The organism is Orrella marina, assembly GCF_003058465.1.
Classification (GTDB): domain Bacteria; phylum Pseudomonadota; class Gammaproteobacteria; order Burkholderiales; family Burkholderiaceae_B; genus Algicoccus; species Algicoccus marinus.
In genome coordinates, this window is sequence record NZ_CP028901.1 from 77,268 (window position 1) to 94,397 (window position 17,130).

Below are 17,130 nucleotides of genomic sequence, written 5' to 3' on the forward strand. Positions count from 1 at the left end.
GTCCTAAGGAGTTGGCGTACTATGAGGGCCTTTGTGACCTGGCGGGCCGAGTGTGAGGTGCGCGCACCCCGTGTTCTGCATGTGGCTGTCTTGCGTATAGTCTGCGATCTCGGCCCCCTCAGTGGCAGTCATCTCTTCAATGTCCGCTTGTCGGGACGGTAGCTGCCTGGTGTCCACGTAGCGGGCGCGACCAGTCAACGGGTTGACCCTGCAGCCCGGCTGTGAAGAGCTCGCCTTTGAGGCTGAGGCGCTTGCTTTGAACTCGGATGGCCCAAGCCGGTCCTAAGGTGGACTGAATTTTGGACATACATGCTGATTCACGACTATCGACTTATTCGTTTCGCCTGTTTATCGCTCGGGCTGCTTGTTGCTGGCTGTAGCAGTCTGCCTTCAGTCGGGCCTGACTATGTTCGCCCGCAGGACCCGGCGTTTACACAGTGGCAGACGCAAAGCGACATATATCCGTCCGGGACCCAGGCTCGTACCCCCGAGCAGGCCACGGCCGAGTTGCAGGCGTGGTGGTCGCAACTCGATGATGCCGAGCTGGACTGGCTGGTTAGCCAGGCGTTGGCATCGGATTTGACCATCGCTGCGGCGCAGGCTCGCTTGCGTCAGGCTCGGGCCAGTCGTGCCGTGGCCGTGAGTGCTTTTTATCCTTCCTTGTCCGCGTCGACTGCCGCCACACCGACAAATTACGGAGCCTCCTCGTCGATGCGACCTGACCAGACCCAGTTTGATGCGGGGTTTGATGCCAGTTGGGAGATCGACATTTTTGGGAGGACCAGGCGTTCTGTTGAAGCGGCTGCCGCTGAAGAAGAGGCTGCCCGGGCCAGCCTGGCAAACATCCAGGTGTCGGTGATCGCAGAGACAGCGCAGAATTATGTGGATGTGCGTAACTTTCAGCAACGACTCGAGATTGCCCGGCGCAACCTTGCCTCGCAGAAACAGACGCTACAGATTGCGCAGTGGCGTAACCAGGCAGGGCTGGCCAGACAGACCGATGTCGAACAGGCAAGAGCCAGTCTGGCACAGACGCAGGCCAGTCTGCCGGATCTGGAGATCAATCTGGCTCGTGCGAAGAATCGTCTTGCCGTTCTCACAGGACAGCCGCCTGGCGCGGTCAGCGATCGCCTGTCAGCCGTTCGGCCATTACCGAGGCTGCCTGAACAGGTGGCTAGCGCGATCCCGTCGGTCGTCATCACCCAGCGCCCGGACATCCAGGTTGCAGAAAGAAATCTGGCGGCCCAGACTGCAAGGGTCGGTGAGCAGATCGCCGAGCGTTATCCCAGTCTCTCTCTGGGTGGTTCGTTCAGCTGGTCCGCGTACAGCCTGACGGGGCTAGGGACCATGGACGCTTTTGTCAGTCGGGTGGTTGGCAGACTGGCAGCCACCCTGTTTGATGGCGGGCGTCTCAAGAGTCTGGTGGATGTGCAGTCCGAGGCGCAACAACAGGCACTGGCAGAGTACGAATCGGTGGTTCTGAGGGCGCTCGAGGAAGTCGAGAATGCACTGCTGGCGCATGCACTATCGCGTGACCGGACCCGTTCCTGGACTGAAGCCTCGCGGGCATCGTCAAGTGCGGCAACCCAGTCTCGCCAGTTGTATCAGGCCGGACTGGTGGATTTTGAGCAGGTTCTGATTACCGATCGCGCACAGCTCAACTCGCAGGAGAGTCTCGCGCAGTCTCGTGCCACCGAACTGACCACTCTGATCCAGTTGTACAAGGCGCTCGGTGGCGGCTGGCAGGATGTGCAGGAACCAGGGTTGGGGGCTGGGCTGGGGACAGGGCCAGACAAGAGTCCGGAACAGCCGCAGGGGCAGTAGTAGGAATCCGCCGCCAGATCTGGCCCACATGGATCGTCATCGCAGGAATCAGAGAAATCGAACAATATGAGCAACACGTCGGAAACAGAACAATCAGTTAACCAGTCTTCAGTGTCGGGGGCAGCCGCACCAGGTACTACGCGTGACATCAAGCCGGACGCCGGCAATGACCTGGCGGATCTGATTGCCCGACAGTCGTCGCGCCGGTCTGGCTGGCGCAAGTGGGCGGTGCTGGCCGTGGTGCTGGTGGCTGCCTGGCTGGCTTACATTTTTTTCGGGGCAGGGGATACTGCTTCGATCCGGTATCTCACCCAGCCGGCCAGTCAGGGCGAGCTGGTTGTGACGGCGACGGCGACAGGAACGATTCAGCCCACCCAGTCAGTGGAGGTGGGCTCCGAGCTTTCCGGCACCATCGAATCGGTCTTTGTCGAAGAAAACGATCAGGTCGTTGAGGGTCAGTTGCTCGCTCGGCTCGACACCTCAAAACTGAATGATTCGATCACCAAGTCACGCGCTGCCCTGGCGTCAGCCGAGGCGCAGGTGCTGCAAGCCGAGGCAACCGTGGCTGAAGCCAAAGCAACGCTGGCCAGAATGCGGGATGTGTTCAAACTGTCAAATGGCAAGGTGCCGGCTGCCACAGAAATCGAAGTGGCCGAGGCTGCGCTCAAACGGGCGACTGCCAACGAGAGTGTTGCGCGCGCGGCGGTGATGCAGGTGCAGGCCGATCTTAAAACCAATGAAACCAACCTCTCCAAGGCGCAGATCCGCTCCCCGGTTGACGGCGTGGTGCTGGTGCGTCAGGTCGAGCCGGGTAATACGGTGGTGGCCTCGATGTCGGCCCCGGTGTTGTTCACCATAGCGCAGGACCTGTCGGAGATGGAGTTGCAGGTCAACGTCGACGAGGCGGATGTCGCGACGATCAAGCCGGGCTTGTCTGCCACGTTTACGGTTTCGGCCTGGGCAGGCAGAACATTTCCGGCCGAGATCGAGCGGGTAGGGCTTGGATCGACCACGACTGACAACGTGGTGACTTACAAGACCATCATGAAAGTCGACAACTCGGATCTTGCCTTGCGTCCGGGCATGACAGCGACAGCGACAGTCGTGACCGCAGAGCGAGATAACGCCTTGCTGGTGCCTAATGCGGCCTTGCGTTATACCCCGCAGGCAGTGGCGCAGGAAGCGCCCAGCTCTCCAAGTCTGGTGTCCAGGCTGGTGCCACGCCGGCCCCCTCGGGCCAGACCACAGTCAGGTTCGAGCGGACCGGGCAACCAGGTCTGGGTGCTTGAAGCGGGTGTGCCGAAAGCTGTCAATGTTGTCTCGGGAATTTCCAACGGCAGATTGACTGAAATTGTTTCAGGCGATCTGAAACCGGGCGATCTGGTCATCGTTGCGCAGGAGACCGTTCAGTGAGCGATGCGACGCAGACCCGACCAGATGCAGTGCAAAGCCCGGCACACTCGGACAGTATGAGTCGCGTACCAGGTGAGCCGCTGATCCGCTTGCGCGGGATCACCAAAGTCTATGGCGAAGGTGCGCTGGCGTTCAAGGCACTCAAAGGGATTGATCTGGACGTTCATGCGGGTGAGTTTGTTGCCATCATGGGGCCCAGTGGCTCTGGCAAATCGACCGCCATGAACATTCTGGGATGTCTGGATACACCGACCGCGGGCGAGTATCTGTTCAAAGGTGTCGGTGTGCATACACTGGATCGCAATCAGCGCGCCATTCTCAGGCGTACTGCGCTCGGATTTGTGTTTCAAGGTTTCAATCTGCTGGCTCGGACTTCGGCGCTGGAGAATGTGGAACTGCCCCTCTTGTACCGGGGTGAGCCCGCCCCGGTCAGAAGGAAGCTGGCCATGGACGCACTCCGACTGGTCGGTCTGAATGGCTGGGAGAAAAACACCCCGGCCGAACTGTCTGGGGGGCAGCAGCAGCGGGTGGCGATTGCTCGCGGGATCGTGACAAATCCCCTGGTGCTGCTGGCAGACGAACCCACTGGCAACCTGGATACCTCTCGCAGCAAGGAGATCATGAGCCTGTTGTCACAACTGAATCAGGACAAGGGCATCACCGTGCTGATGGTGACTCATGAGTCCGAGATGGCAGCTTATGCGCAACGGATCGTGACATTTGTGGATGGCGAGGTTCGCAGCGACGTGTTTCAGACGGCCACGGTGGGATCTGCCACCGGCATGGAGAACGATTAATGTGGGGTAACGCATTTCTACTCGCGTTCAGAGCGATTCGCCGCAACTTGCTGCGTTCGTTTCTGACCGTGCTGGGTATCGTGATCGGTGTGGGGGCAGTCGTGACCATGGTGACCCTGGGCAATGGTGCAACCCAGATGGTGTCTGACAGCATTTCCAGTCTGGGTAGTAACCTGCTCGTGATGCGTCCGAGCCAGCGACTCGGACCCGGGAGCGATGCAGCCGGTTCAACGAGTTTCAGGATGCAGGACGTTGACGCGTTGCGAGAGCAGATTCCGAGTCTCAAGGCGGTTGCCCCATCCGTGAGTCGCGGTATCACGCTCGTGTCAGATGGCAAGAACTGGTCCTCCAGCGTGGTTGGCACCAATAACGAGTACTTCATCACGGGTAACTGGAATCTCGCGGACGGGCGAGTCTTCACGCAGGACGAGCTCAACGCGGGTCGATCGGTGTGTGTGATCGGGCAGACAGTGCGTCAGGAGTTGTTTGGCGCGATCAATCCGATTGGTGACCGGATCCGGATTCGGAATTTTGACTGCGAGATCATCGGTCTGCTTTCGCCCAAAGGCCAGGGCGCAATGGGTATGGACCAGGACGATGTGGTGCTCTTGCCACTGACTACCATGCAGCGCCGAATTGCCGGCAACACGAATGTCAGTACAGTACTGCTTTCCATGACAGACAATGCGGATGTCGATCAGACCATCCGCTCCATCAGTCAGCTGATGCGCGAACGGCGAAAACTCGCCTCGGGTGATCCGGATAATTTCAGCATCATGGACACCAAACAGATTGCGCAGACGCTGTCCGGGACGATCCAGACCATGACCGGGTTGCTGGGCGCCGTTGCGGCGGTCAGTCTGCTCGTGGGAGGAATCGGTATCATGAACATCATGCTGGTATCGGTCACCGAACGGACTCGTGAAATCGGGATTCGACTGGCGATCGGGGCGCTTGAGCGCGAGGTGCTGTTGCAGTTCCTGATCGAAGCGGTGGTGCTGTCGGCCATTGGCGGACTGGTGGGGTTGATTCTTGCGTTTCTTGCTTGCCTGGTCGTCACGGACCTCATGTCAATGCCCTTTCTGTTTAACCCCGCGATTAACGTGACGGCGTTTGTCTTTTCCGCATTGATTGGCGTGGTGTTCGGGTTCTTTCCGGCCAGACGCGCTGCGCGCCTGGATCCGATTGATGCGTTAAGACACGAGTAACGATCAGATCTGGCCCCGGGCGCTACCAGCGGCGGATTAGCCGCATTCAGGACCAGACAATCGAGACGTTCAGCTTGATTGATGCCCGTCAGAGCAAAAAAGGTGGCTTGCATGGCTGAACCGCACACCTTCCGTGGTTATTGGGGTTCAGTGCGCGGGTATCAAGCCAGAACCCAGGGAATCAGTTCGCCGGCCTGTCGTGCTTAGTCTGATGACGCTATTTGCTATCAGATGTAAACACCTGCTCCATATTCTTCGCATCGAGCAGGTTTCGTGCCCATCGAGACAGCTCTTCGGGGCTTGCGTTCTCGAGGCGCAGCAGAATGTCCTCAGGGATAGGCCCAAAGCGATACGACATCGTGTCAGCCAGTTGCGCTGCCTGGCCTTGTCGGATCCCTTTCTCGATCCCTTTCTCGATCCCTTTCTCGATCCCTTCCTGTCGCCATTGTTCTTCCCAGTTACGTGTGTTCATAAGCATGTTGATGACCTCGGAAATGCTGATTGTGGACGAAGCGTTCAGGTTGTCGGTGGCTTGCATGGCTGAACCGCACACCTTCCGTGGTTATTGGGGTTCAGTGCGCGGGTATCAAGCCAGAACCCAGGGAATCAGTTCGCCGGCCTGTCGTGCTTAGTCTGATGACGCTATTTGCTATCAGATGTAAACACCTGCTCCATATTCTTCGCATCGAGCAGGTTTCGTGCCCATCGAGACAGCTCTTCGGGGCTTGCGTTCTCGAGGCGCAGCAGAATGTCCTCAGGGATAGGTCCAAAGCGATACGACATCGTGTCAGCCAGTTGCGCTGCCTGGCCTTGTCGGATCCCTTTCTCGATCCCCTTCTCGATCCCTTCCTGTCGCCATTGTTCTTCCCAGTTACGTGTGTTCATAAGCATGTTGATGACCTCGGAAATGCTGATTGTGGACGAAGCGTTCAGGTTCTCTTGTGACCCAGTCTTGCATTGATGCAAGGCTGGCAAACTGCGGGGCAACACGACAGAATGAAGCCAGTTAGCGAAGACGTCTTGCGTACTGCTGTTGCCTTGCGAACCGGATTCGTGGAGCTCGCCGGATTGCTGTTGCCCGAGTGACGGTTGAGTCAGGCTCACCAGACGGTGTATCAAGTCGATCACATCGTCGCGCCCTTTGTTGTGCTCAAGCCGGAACTGTAACCATGCCAGATTGTCCTGCAGATCGGCATCGGTGATTGCCCCGGGGGTTGCCGTGCTCTCCAGAACTTGTCGGGTCAGAGTCTGAGTGTCAAGTAAAATATATTTTAGCCTGGGCTGAAATGGTTCGAGCAAGTCGTTAACCGGCAAGATCAGGTCCCGTATCTGGTGCGGTGCCTTCCAGCGTCGGATTCCGCTGTAGAGCACGATCGGAATCATGGCCGGTAACAGACCGCCGGTGGCCTGGGTGTCTTGCCCGGCTTGCCTGCTGCGCAGGTCTTCGTACAGCAGGCCGCGGTAAGTCATCATGCGCAGCGCCATGTCCTGTCGAGGTTGTGACTGGTGTTCGACATGGATCTGGATGCACGCAGGCTGGTCGTCCAGGGTACGTGCCTGCCAGAGGATATCGACACGGCGCTGGCGCAGACGGGTGGTGACGAGATCGGTGCAATCGCCTGGGCGAAGGGTGTCAAGATCAAGCGTCACGCCAAGCTGGCGCAGCCATGGCAGGCGTAGCAAGTCACGCATCACGGCGTGGTTGCCAAAGAGCTGTCGATAGCTAGGGTCGTTCTGGGTCATGGGTATTTCTGGATCAGGAAAAAGGTCCACCAGAATAGAGTTGCCACGAGAAATGCAATAGCCGCAATGTCCACGCTCTGCCATGCGTAAAAATGCCTGATGCTGATCCGTGATGGCCGATCTGGCGCTGCACGCTGCACCAGTGCATGCGTCAGTTTGGGGCACAAAGCGCTGAAGGTATGCATTTCACCTGGTTCATGGGCCAACCTGGACTGCTTATGCAGTGCGCGTGTCTCGCCCAGGCATCATCTTGATGCCTTGACTCATGATAGGTGTGCCCTTGCCAGCGTACCCCATCGATCCAGGCGATCCCGGATCGTTTGCTCATGCCGGATCACCATAGCGCCTTGCATCTGCGACTTTGACATCATCAGACGTCACCGTGCATGTTGATTGCTGGCAAAAAGTTCCCCGTTTACACAAGCCGACCCGTTTCTGGCACGGAAATTGCTTTGCAATCGTGTGCCCTGGTGGTTGTCGTGCGAGGGCCATACCCGCAAGTCTGATCCACCTCATCCAATAGGAGTACAACCATGAAACGCAGACTCATGCTCAAGCAACTCTCGGCGGCCTGCCTGCTCGCTTCGGTCGGCTGGATGCCACAGTCATTTGCCGCGACTGACACCATCAAGGTCGGCATCCTGCACTCGCTTTCCGGGACGATGGCGATCTCGGAGACCTCCCTCAAGGACGTAGCTCTTATGACCATTGATGAGATCAATGCCAAAGGCGGGGTGATGGGCAAGATGCTCGAGCCCGTGGTCGTGGACCCGGCCTCCAACTGGCCACTGTTTGCCGAGAAGGCACGCGAGCTGTTGACCAAGGACCAGGTCGCAGTCGTGTTTGGTTGCTGGACCTCGGTGTCACGCAAGTCGGTTCTTCCCGTGTTCGAGGAGCTTAACGGGTTGCTCTTCTACCCGGTGCAGTACGAAGGAGAAGAGCTCGAGATGAATGTGTTCTACACCGGAGCCGCGCCCAACCAGCAGGCCATTCCAGCAGTCGAGTATTTGTTGAGCGAGGATGGGGTGGGGCCAAGCGCTTTGTACTGCTGGGCACCGACTATGTCTACCCCCGTACAACCAACAAGATCCTGCGTCAGTTTCTCAACAAGCAGGGCATCACTGATGCGAATATTGAAGAGATCTACACACCGTTTGGACACTCCGACTACCAGACCATTGTTGCCAACATCAAGAAGTTTGCCCAGGGTGGCAAGACAGCTGTGGTGTCGACTATCAATGGTGACTCCAACGTACCCTTCTATAAGGAACTGGGCAATGCAGGCCTGAAGGCCACCGACGTGCCCGTTGTCGCATTCTCGGTCGGTGAAGAGGAACTCAGAGGCGTGGATACCAAGCCACTGGTAGGCCACCTTGCCGCCTGGAACTATTTTGAGTCCCTGGAGAACCCGCAGAACAAGGCGTTCGTCGAAAAGTGGAAAGCCTACGCCAAGGACAAGAACCTGCCGAACTGGCAGACCGCCGTGACAAACGATCCGATGGAGGCAACCTACATCGGCATCAACATGTGGAAGCAGGCTGTCGAGCAGGCAGGCACGACCAATGTCGACAATGTCATTGAGGCCATGGGTGGTCAGACCTTTGCAGCGCCCGACGGATACACAATCAAGATGGATGAGACCAATCATCATCTGCACAAGCCTGTCTACATTGGGGAAATCCAGCCAGATGGCCAGTTCGAAGTGGTCTGGCAGACCGATGGTCCGGTCCGGGCCCAGCCATGGAGCCCATTCATTCCGGGTAACGAGGACAAACAGGGACTCTGATCCGCGGTGTGCCCAGTTGGCATAGCTGTCTGAGCTCAGGGTGAGCGGCCAGTCTCTCTGGTCGCAAGTTCTCAGACAGCGAGTGCACGCCACATGCGCGCCACATGTACGCCACATGTACGCCACATGCACACCAGATAGAAATCGACCCGATATCGGAGCACATGGACATGCAGAACTTGGCACGAGGATGGCTGACAATCCTGTTTCTGATATCGGGGCTGTTTTCCGGGGCGTTGTCTGCCCAGGCACCTGAGGCTGTCCCCGGTGATCAGGACTGGCCCGTCAAGGTATCGCGACTGGCGACTGATCTGGCCAGTTCTGATACGACCACCCGGCTCGGAGCGATCGAGGCGCTTGGACTCTCACGAGAGGTTCGCGCCCTCGAGGTCCTGCAGGCGCTTGCCCAGTCGACTCTTTACGTTAGTGCATCGGGTGACATGGTGATCGAAACAGAGCCGGACCAGTTTCTGGACGTGACGACTGGTCAACCTGTTATCTCGACCAGTGCGCCCGGTTCAGAACTGCGTAAAGTCCGGATGAACAACCGGTTGCGTTCGGCCTTACAGTCAGCCCTGGCCAGTTCGGAGTTGCTCGGTGGCAGCGCTGCCCGGCGACTGGCCGCTGCACGCCGCCTGCAGGGTGAAGCGGACCCGGCGCGTCTGCCCATCCTGCAGCAAGCCCTCGAAAGCGAGACCCGCGCCGAGATCAGGGACGCAATCGAGATTGCGATAGCCAGCGCCAGCTTGCGGTCAGACGATCTCGCGACCCGTCTCATGGCAATCGAGAAACTGGGTGAGTCCGGATCCGGGCAGTTCATCAGCGTGCTGACGGGTCTGCTTGCAAGCGATGCGCAGGGCAATCCGGTTGAGTCGGTCGAAGTACGCGAAGCGGCTCAGGATGCTCTGGACCGGATCCGATCCTGGCAGCAACTGCAGTCCTGGGTGGGTAACCTTTTTTACGGGGTTAGCCTGGGCAGCGTTCTGTTGCTGGCCGCGCTCGGACTGGCGATCACCTTTGGTCTCATGGGTGTGATCAATATGGCTCATGGCGAACTGCTGATGATTGGCGCGTACTCCACTTATCTCGTTCAGTCCGTCTTCAAGCTCTGGTTTCCGCAGGCCATGGACTGGTATGTCCTTGCAGCCCTGCCAGTGGCCTTTGTCATCGCTGGATCCGTGGGCATGGTGCTTGAGCGTACTGTCATCCGCTGGCTGTACGGCCGTCCGCTGGAAACCTTGCTGGCGACCTGGGGCGTGAGTCTCATCTTGATGCAGGGCGTGCGCACCCTGTTTGGCGCACAGAATGTCGAAGTCTCCAACCCGTCCTGGATGTCAGGCGGAGTGCAGGTCATGGGTAGCCTGGTGCTCAGTTACAACCGGATCGCGATTGTGGTGTTCGCCTTTCTGGTGGTGATGCTGGTCTGGGTCATTCTCCAGCACACCCGGCTGGGACTGTTTGTGCGGGCGATCACTCAGAACCGCACCATGGCCGGGTGTGTCGGGGTGCCCACCGGACGCATTGACATGCTGGCGTTCGGACTCGGGTCCGGTATTGCTGGACTGGCCGGGGTTGCACTCTCGCAGCTGGGAAATGTGGGACCTGATCTGGGGCGTGCCTATATTGTCGACTCATTCATGGTGGTGGTGCTGGGGGGTGTCGGACAGCTGGCCGGAACCGTGGTGGCCGCGATCGGTCTGGGCACGCTCAACAAATTCATTGAACCCTTCACGGGGACTGTGATCGCCAAGATCGCCATCCTCATGTTCATCATTCTGTTTGTGCAGAAACGGCCGCAAGGGCTGTTCGCACCCAAAGGCCGGAGCGCGTGATGACCAAATCCATTTCGATATCAACCGGGTCAGATCCGGGGCAGGGTGCAAGAGTGCGCACTGAGTTCCCTTCAGTTTCGGGGTCATTTTCCGGGGCACGCACTGGTCTGTTCAGCGCGCGCGCCTATGGCGCGATCCTGACAGTTGCTGCCGTCCTGGCCTTGCTCCCTGCGCTCAATCTCATCCTGCCCGAGGCGCACGCGCTGTACGTGCCGGATTACACAGTCAGCCTCTTAGGGAAGTTTCTGTGTTTTGCGCTGGCGGCGCTCGCGCTGGATCTGGTCTGGGGGTACGCAGGCATCCTGTCGCTGGGACATGGACTGTTCTTTGCACTGGGAGGCTATGCGCACGGGATGTACCTGATGCGGGCATCGACCCCGACCCCGCAGGCGCTCCCCGAGTTCATGGTGTTTCTGAGCTGGAAGGAGATACCCTGGTACTGGAGTTTCACCGAGTACGCACCATATGCCTGGCTGCTGGCGCTGGTGGCGCCGGGGCTGCTGGCATTCGTGTTCGGGTACTTTGCGTTTCGCTCGCGCATCACTGGCGTGTACTTCTCCATCATCACCCAGGCGCTGACGTTTGCCGCCATGTTGCTTTTCTTCAGGAACGAGACCGGTTTTGGTGGCAACAACGGATTTACTGGCTTCAAGACCATACTGGGATTCGACATCACCTCGGCCCAGACCCGGGCAGGCCTGTACTGGGTCAGCCTGATGGCATTGCTCGGTTGCCTGCTGCTGGCTCGCGCCATCACCCAGTCCAAGCTCGGCCGGGTTCTGACTGCCATCCGGGATGCCGAGAGCCGGATGCGGTTCCTGGGATACGAGCCGCTGGGTTTCAAGCTTTTTGTGTGGACCGTCTCGGCCATGATGTGCGGTCTGGCCGGCGCGCTCTATGTGACCCAGGTCGGCATCATCAATCCGAGCGAAATGTCGCCGGAGAACTCGATTGAAATGGTGGTCTGGGTGGCCACGGGTGGCCGTGGCACACTGGTAGGCCCAATCATCGGTGCGGGGACGGTCAACGCACTCAAGACCTGGTTCACCAGTGCCTTTCCCGAGTACTGGTTATACGCCCTGGGTCTGCTGTTCGTGCTGGTCACCGTGTTGCTACCCCAGGGCATCGTGGGTCTTGCCAGAAAACTGCTGCAACGCAAACAGGAGCGCCTGGCATGAGAACCGATCTGCCTGTCGAGACGGGTGAGTACGCATTGGGGTCTGGCGATACGCCAGGTTACGGACGGATGGCGCCCACAGCGGTCGATCTGAGCCATGGCGTGATCCTCTATCTGGAGGATGTCACAGTGGAGTTCGACGGATTCCGGGCGTTGAACCGTCTGAGCCTGGACATCGGTGTGGGTGAGTTGCGCTGCATCATCGGACCGAACGGTGCGGGCAAAACCACCATGATGGATGTCATCACCGGCAAGACCCGTCCGGGCGCCGGTCGAGTGTACTTTGGGCAGAATTACGATCTGACGGGCATGAGCGAGGCCAGCATCGCACACGCCGGAATCGGTCGGAAGTTTCAGCGCCCGACTGTTTTCGAGCACCACACGGTTTTCGAGAACCTTGAACTTGCCCTTAAAACCGACAAGTCCGTCTGGCCGACCTTGTTTGCCCGTCTGACGGGAAGCGAGCGTGAGCGGATTGAAAAGACAGTGGAGTTGCTGCGCTTGCAGCCACAGATGCACCAGTTGGCCGGATTGTTATCCCATGGACAGAAGCAGTGGCTCGAGATCGGCATGTTGCTGATGCAGGAGCCACGCTTGCTGCTGCTTGATGAGCCGGTGGCGGGCATGACTGATGCGGAAACTGAACGCACGGCCGAGTTGTTTCTGGCGCTCAAGGGTCAGCACTCGTTGATGGTCGTCGAGCATGACATGGACTTTGTGGGCGCGATCGCCGGCGATGGCAAGGTGACTGTGCTCTGCGAGGGCAGCGTTCTGGCAGAAGGGTCCATGCAGGCCGTGCAGAACGATCCGAAAGTGATTGAAGTGTATCTGGGGCGGTGATCATGTTGCAGGCAATCGACGTTCATCACGACTACGGCGGCAGTCACACCTTGCGTGGGGTGTCGCTCTCTGTCCAGGCCGGTCAGTGCCTGGCGGTTCTCGGGCGCAACGGGGTGGGCAAGACCACCTTGCTGAAATGTCTGGTCGGAGTCGAGCCGATTCGCCAGGGGCAGATTCTGTTCAAGGACAAGAACATTTCCAGGCTGCCCTCACACAAGCGGGCACGTCTGGGGATTGCCTACGTGCCACAGGGGCGGGAAATTTTTTCCAGATTGACTGTCCAGGAGAACATACGCATGGGCATGGCGGGGCTGCCCGCCCGTCAGGCGCGTGACATTCCAGCCGAGATCTTTGACCTGTTTCCGGTTCTAAAAACCATGCTCAGTCGCCGGGGAGGGGACCTCTCGGGTGGTCAGCAACAGCAACTGGCAATTGCGCGTGCCATGGTCTCACGTCCGGACGTGATCATATTTGATGAGCCGACTGAGGGTATTCAGCCGTCCATCATCAAGGACATCGCACGAGTGATTGCCATGCTGCGCGACCAGTCAGAGATGGCCATCATCCTGTGCGAACAATACTTTGATTTTGCGCATGAGCTTGCAGACGCCTTTCTGGTCATGTCTCGTGGTGAAGTGGTTGCCAGTGGTGACCGGGACCAGATGGGGGACCCTGCAGTGCGAGAGCTGCTCTCGGTCTGAACCGTTGACAGAAGGGTGCTCAGTACGACGACAAAGCTGCCGGCTCGTATGTGCCGTCTAAAGCAGTGCAATTCCTCAAGTACTCGATCAATGAGCCCCCGCGCCCGCTTCCCAAACGCGGATCGTCTTGCTCCGGTTTCGTTGAAATTGAAACTGCAGACTGCCTGATTCACTTGTCTTGTTCCAGATCAATCCCATGCAGAGATACTCCTTGTAGCCGACTGATTGCTGAAGTATGCTTCTTCATTAAATACCGACCAGTCGGTTTCTTGGGAGGATTGTCAGTCGCGTTGATCCATCCTGGTGATCGGGCGAGGTGTCCATGCACCAGGCTGACCCTCCCGGTATCAAACCTGATGGGAGAGCTTTGTCATGTCGGTCGTGTCCAACAGTACTTTCGACTCACTTGATCCTGCGAATCCGGATGCATCTGCAGTGGCGCCACCGACAGCGGGGGGGCGGCAGCGATTGAGTCCCGAAGAACGTATCCCGCAAATTCTGCAGGCGGCTGCCCAGGAGTTTGCGCGCCGTGGGTTTCAGCAGACCCGGGTCCAGGACATTGCCGCCGCAGCGGGTCTGTCCAAAGGGGGCTTCTACGCGCATTTCTCGGGCAAGGAAGCGGTGTTCGAGGCGCTACTGCGGCACAACCTGTCCGGCTCTGCGATCAACTTGCAGGACGCTTTCAGCGAACTGCCCCCCATGCCACAACTCATTGATGAGCTCAGTGCGTTGCTGACGCAGGGGCTCGCCGACGAACAGACGATGCTGGTGTTCAGGATACTGCTGGCCGACGGCTGGCGCGTGCCAGAAGTCGTTGACTCCTGGCTTGAAAACAGTATGCACAGCGTGCAGGCAGAACTGGGCCTGCTGTTACAGCGCTGCGTTGCCAACGGCTCCTGTCGACCCAGTATGGTGGTCGAGAAACCCTGGCTGGCCCTGTCTCCAGTGGTGCATGCGATGGTTGCACAACTGGTGAGGACTGGCGCGCAGGAGTTTGATCGTGATCAGGTTCAGCAGGACCTGTCCTGTCTGCTCAAAGAGTTGCTGCTTTTCAAGGAGGAAGCACGCTGATGAATCGATATTGCCCGACCACAAACGGCTCGCACAAGAACGGGATGGAGTCTTCATGGCCCTCGTGAAACGTCCGCTAGCTGGCCTTGGCCTGGCGTGGGCGCGTGTCGCCTCCCGGCCGGGAGACGATGTGTCTCGTCCTGTGTCGGTCGACCGTCCGGGCGAATCCGGCCGGAAGTGGCCTGGCGCCCGACATACAACCATCCTGACGATTGTGACGGGTGTGATCGTTTCCCTTTCCGCATGTTCGTTTGCGCCACCTTATGAGCAGCCAGATAGTCCAGTGCCCGGTCAGTATCCGGTTGCAAGCGCCGAACCATTGGTGCGACTGGGTTGGGAAGACTATTTCACCGACCCCAGGTTGCAGGTGCTGATCCGGTCTGCACTGGAGAACAACCGTGAACTGGAGGTCATGACACTGCGTATACGCGAAGCGCAAGCGCTTTACGGAATCGAACGCTCGAGTCTGTATCCTGGCTTGCGTGCCGATGCGGGCGCATCGAGAGTCGGATTGCCTGGGGAAGTTTCTCCGCTCGGAACGACGCAGACCATCACGCAGTACTCGGTTGCAGGGATTGCCTCCTGGGAGCTGGATTTCTGGGGCAGGATCCGCAACCTGAATGAAGCGGCGTTACGCAACTACCTTGTGACTGAATCAGCACAGCAGGCCGCTGCGCTAACACTGATTGCCCAGGTCGCATCGACTTACTATGCCATTGCAGCCATTGATGACCAGCTGGATATTGCCCAGGAAGCGGTCTCGACCCGTCAGCGTACCTATGACATGTTCCGGCGACGTCACGCCGTAGGCTCGGGTACCCGACTCGAGGTGGCGGAGGCTGAAACCTTGCTGACCCAGGCCCAGGCAATGGTGGCCGAGCTCGGGCAGCAACGCCAGTCCAGACTGAACCAGCTCGCTGTACTGACGGCAGATTATTCTGTTCTTTCAGCGATGCAGGCGACCGGTGATGCGATTCAGGCTGATCTCAGTCTGCCGGAGATCGGTGCCGGACTGCCGTCGGAACTGCTTTTGTTCAGACCTGACATTGTCGCTGCCGAGAATCGACTCAAAGGCGCCAACGCGAATATTGGGGTTGCGCGCGCAGCGTTCTTTCCGAGCGTCACCCTCAACGGTGCTGTGGCAGGTGTGAGCACCGATCTGTCGGGTCTTTTTGATTCGGCCAGCCGGGCATGGCTGTTCTCGCCGAGTCTGTCACTACCGATATTTGACGGGCAGCGGCTGCAGAACAATCTGGATCTCGCGCAAGTCAGAAAAGAGATCGCGGTCGTCGAATATGAAAAGGCCATCGAGCAGGCATTTCGCGAGGTCTCGGACGCCCTGGCCGATCGGGAGGCGTTGCAGCAGCGGGTGCAGATCCAGCGCAGGGCCGTGCAGGCCCAGTCCGAGCGCGCGCGCCTGGTTCGCTTGCGGTTTGAGCGCGGGTCATCATCTTACTTCGAGGTGCTCGACGCCCAGCGCGCCCTGTTGCAGGTCGAGCAGGAGCTGGTTCGCCAGGAGCTCGCACTAGTCCTGGCAGGTGTCAGGCTGTATGCGGCGCTGGGGGCCGATCCGATACGGGTTTCTGGTCAGAGCAGTGAGCGACTTGCGGATGCACCGCAGAATCAGCTCCTCGCAGATACATCGCGCAAGCAACAAACTGAGCAGGTGAATACAGATGAATAAATGGGTGGCTGGAGCTGTCGTGCTTGTGGCCCTGGGCGGGGCGACCTGGCTGGGTATCAACCGCTTTGACAATGGCGGATATGGACCCAACTTTGTCAGTGGCAATGGTCGCATCGAGGCGATTGAAGTCGACATCGCCTCCAAGATGCCGGGCCGAATCGGCAACGTACTGGTTGCTGAAGGTGATTATGTGCAGGAAGGCCAGCCGCTGGTCAGCATGGATGTCATGACACTGCGCGCCCAGCGAGACGAGGCCCAGGCCCGTTTGCAGCAGGCCCGCCAGGCAGTTGCCAGCGCCAATGCGCAGGTGGCAGTGCGTCAGAGCGATCTGGCCGCAGCACAGGCCATGGAGGTCATGCGCCGCAATGATCAGGACTCGGCTGCCAGACGACTGGAACGCACGCGGATTCTGTCAAAGGAAGGGGCTGCGTCGGTTCAGGAGCTCGAAGATGACCAGGCCCGGGTGAACAGTGCCCAGGCAAACGTGAATGCAGCCAGCGCGCAGGTGAACGCTGCCCGTGCTGCGGTCGATGCGGTGCAGGCTGAAGTGGCTGCGGCCGAGTCGATGGTGCAAGCCGCACAGGCCTCGGTTGCACGTGTGGATGCCGAGCTCGCCGACAGCGAAATCGATGCACCGAGATCTGGCAGGATCCAGTTCATCATCGCCCGGGAATCCGAGGTGGTGGGAGCCGGCGCGCCTATCCTGAATCTGGTGGATCTGGATGATGCACACATGACGTTTTTTCTGCCCGAAATGGAAACAGGTCAGGTCCGTGTCGGTGCACCCGCGAGGATAGTGCTCGATGCGTTTCCCGATCGCCCCTTGCCCGCGAAGGTGACGTATGTCTCAAGTACAGCCCAGTTCACCCCTAAAACCGTTGAGACCGCAGATGAACGCCAGAAGATGATGTTTCGCATCAAGGCGAATGTGGACCCGGATTACATAGATGCTCATCGTCAGGTCCTTAAAACAGGGTTGCCGGGCGTGACCTGGGTCTCGCTCGATGGCTCCGATACCTGGCCCGAGAGTCTGCAGGTCAGGCCGTGATCAGGT

13 protein-coding genes and 1 pseudogene are annotated in these 17,130 nt (G+C 58.8%); 12 read left to right on the forward strand and 2 right to left on the reverse strand.

The window, feature by feature from the left end:
- Positions 1-309 precede the first annotated feature (309 nt).
- The 4 genes from DBV39_RS00400 (at position 310) to DBV39_RS00415 (ending at position 5,242) form a co-directional block, all read left to right on the forward strand.
- Positions 310-1,824, forward strand: a complete 1,515-nt coding sequence (locus DBV39_RS00400) for an efflux transporter outer membrane subunit (protein ID WP_108619864.1) — start codon at positions 310-312, stop codon at positions 1,822-1,824.
- Between the two features lie 66 nt (positions 1,825-1,890).
- Complete coding sequence (locus DBV39_RS00405) at positions 1,891-3,237, forward strand: efflux RND transporter periplasmic adaptor subunit (protein WP_108619865.1); 1,347 nt, start codon at positions 1,891-1,893, stop codon at positions 3,235-3,237.
- Positions 3,238-3,293: 56 nt separating this feature from the next.
- A complete protein-coding gene (locus DBV39_RS00410; RefSeq protein ID WP_108623001.1) occupies positions 3,294-4,034 on the forward strand; it encodes an ABC transporter ATP-binding protein in 741 nt (246 codons plus the stop codon).
- Complete coding sequence (locus tag DBV39_RS00415) at positions 4,034-5,242, forward strand: ABC transporter permease (protein ID WP_108619866.1); 1,209 nt, start codon at positions 4,034-4,036, stop codon at positions 5,240-5,242. Before DBV39_RS00410 ends, DBV39_RS00415 begins: the two co-directional genes overlap by 1 nt.
- Positions 5,243-5,459: 217 nt before the next feature.
- Here DBV39_RS00415 and DBV39_RS00420 read toward each other — a convergent pair whose 3' ends face one another.
- Complete coding sequence (locus DBV39_RS00420) at positions 5,460-5,780, reverse strand: RpnC/YadD family protein (RefSeq protein ID WP_108619867.1); 321 nt, start codon at positions 5,778-5,780, stop codon at positions 5,460-5,462.
- A 104-nt stretch (positions 5,781-5,884) separates the two neighbouring features.
- Positions 5,885-6,985, reverse strand: coding sequence for an Rpn family recombination-promoting nuclease/putative transposase (locus DBV39_RS00425; protein WP_159078696.1), 1,101 nt, complete (start codon positions 6,983-6,985; stop codon positions 5,885-5,887).
- A 533-nt stretch (positions 6,986-7,518) separates the two neighbouring features.
- On the opposite strand from DBV39_RS00425, the pseudogene urtA reads away from it, so the two are divergent.
- The 8 genes and pseudogenes from urtA (at position 7,519) to DBV39_RS00465 (ending at position 17,124) form a co-directional block, all read left to right on the forward strand.
- Positions 7,519-8,771, forward strand: a pseudogene (gene urtA, locus DBV39_RS00430) (urea ABC transporter substrate-binding protein).
- Between the two features lie 170 nt (positions 8,772-8,941).
- Positions 8,942-10,603: an urea ABC transporter permease subunit UrtB gene (gene urtB / locus DBV39_RS00435; protein WP_108623002.1), complete on the forward strand. Its 1,662-nt coding sequence runs from the start codon at positions 8,942-8,944 to the stop codon at positions 10,601-10,603.
- Positions 10,603-11,781 (forward strand): urea ABC transporter permease subunit UrtC, encoded by a 1,179-nt coding sequence (gene urtC, locus DBV39_RS00440; RefSeq protein WP_108619869.1) that lies wholly within the window; start codon positions 10,603-10,605, stop codon positions 11,779-11,781. Before urtB ends, urtC begins: the two co-directional genes overlap by 1 nt.
- Complete coding sequence (urtD, locus tag DBV39_RS00445; protein WP_108619870.1) at positions 11,778-12,620, forward strand: urea ABC transporter ATP-binding protein UrtD; 843 nt, start codon at positions 11,778-11,780, stop codon at positions 12,618-12,620. The genes urtC and urtD overlap by 4 nt, the downstream gene beginning before the upstream one ends.
- 2 nt (positions 12,621-12,622) lie before the next feature.
- A complete protein-coding gene (gene urtE / locus DBV39_RS00450; RefSeq protein WP_108619871.1) occupies positions 12,623-13,321 on the forward strand; it encodes an urea ABC transporter ATP-binding subunit UrtE in 699 nt (232 codons plus the stop codon).
- Between the two features lie 372 nt (positions 13,322-13,693).
- Complete coding sequence (locus DBV39_RS00455) at positions 13,694-14,392, forward strand: TetR/AcrR family transcriptional regulator (protein ID WP_108619872.1); 699 nt, start codon at positions 13,694-13,696, stop codon at positions 14,390-14,392.
- Positions 14,393-14,447: 55 nt separating this feature from the next.
- Entirely contained in the window at positions 14,448-16,076 is a 1,629-nt protein-coding gene (locus DBV39_RS00460; protein ID WP_108619873.1) for an efflux transporter outer membrane subunit, read from the forward strand.
- On the forward strand, positions 16,069-17,124 hold the full coding sequence (locus DBV39_RS00465) for an HlyD family secretion protein (RefSeq protein WP_108619874.1): 1,056 nt from the start codon (positions 16,069-16,071) through the stop codon (positions 17,122-17,124). The genes DBV39_RS00460 and DBV39_RS00465 overlap by 8 nt, the downstream gene beginning before the upstream one ends.
- Positions 17,125-17,130 lie beyond the last annotated feature (6 nt).

Excerpts from the sequence above, each read along its gene's own strand:
- urtE (WP_108619871.1), top strand. The coding sequence starts at position 12,623 with ATGTTGCAGGCAATCGACGTTCATCACGACTACGGCGGCAGTCACACC.
- DBV39_RS00400 (WP_108619864.1), top strand. The coding sequence starts at position 310 with ATGCTGATTCACGACTATCGACTTATTCGTTTCGCCTGTTTATCGCTC.
- DBV39_RS00465 (WP_108619874.1), top strand. The coding sequence starts at position 16,069 with ATGAATAAATGGGTGGCTGGAGCTGTCGTGCTTGTGGCCCTGGGCGGG.
- DBV39_RS00460 (WP_108619873.1), top strand. The coding sequence starts at position 14,448 with ATGGCCCTCGTGAAACGTCCGCTAGCTGGCCTTGGCCTGGCGTGGGCG.
- urtD (WP_108619870.1), top strand. The coding sequence starts at position 11,778 with ATGAGAACCGATCTGCCTGTCGAGACGGGTGAGTACGCATTGGGGTCT.
- DBV39_RS00425 (WP_159078696.1), bottom strand. The coding sequence starts at position 6,985 with ATGACCCAGAACGACCCTAGCTATCGACAGCTCTTTGGCAACCACGCC.
- DBV39_RS00415 (WP_108619866.1), top strand. The coding sequence starts at position 4,034 with ATGTGGGGTAACGCATTTCTACTCGCGTTCAGAGCGATTCGCCGCAAC.
- DBV39_RS00410 (WP_108623001.1), top strand. The coding sequence starts at position 3,294 with ATGAGTCGCGTACCAGGTGAGCCGCTGATCCGCTTGCGCGGGATCACC.
- DBV39_RS00420 (WP_108619867.1), bottom strand. The coding sequence starts at position 5,780 with ATGCAAGCCACCGACAACCTGAACGCTTCGTCCACAATCAGCATTTCC.
- DBV39_RS00405 (WP_108619865.1), top strand. The coding sequence starts at position 1,891 with ATGAGCAACACGTCGGAAACAGAACAATCAGTTAACCAGTCTTCAGTG.
- DBV39_RS00455 (WP_108619872.1), top strand. The coding sequence starts at position 13,694 with ATGTCGGTCGTGTCCAACAGTACTTTCGACTCACTTGATCCTGCGAAT.
- urtB (WP_108623002.1), top strand. The coding sequence starts at position 8,942 with ATGCAGAACTTGGCACGAGGATGGCTGACAATCCTGTTTCTGATATCG.
- urtC (WP_108619869.1), top strand. The coding sequence starts at position 10,603 with ATGACCAAATCCATTTCGATATCAACCGGGTCAGATCCGGGGCAGGGT.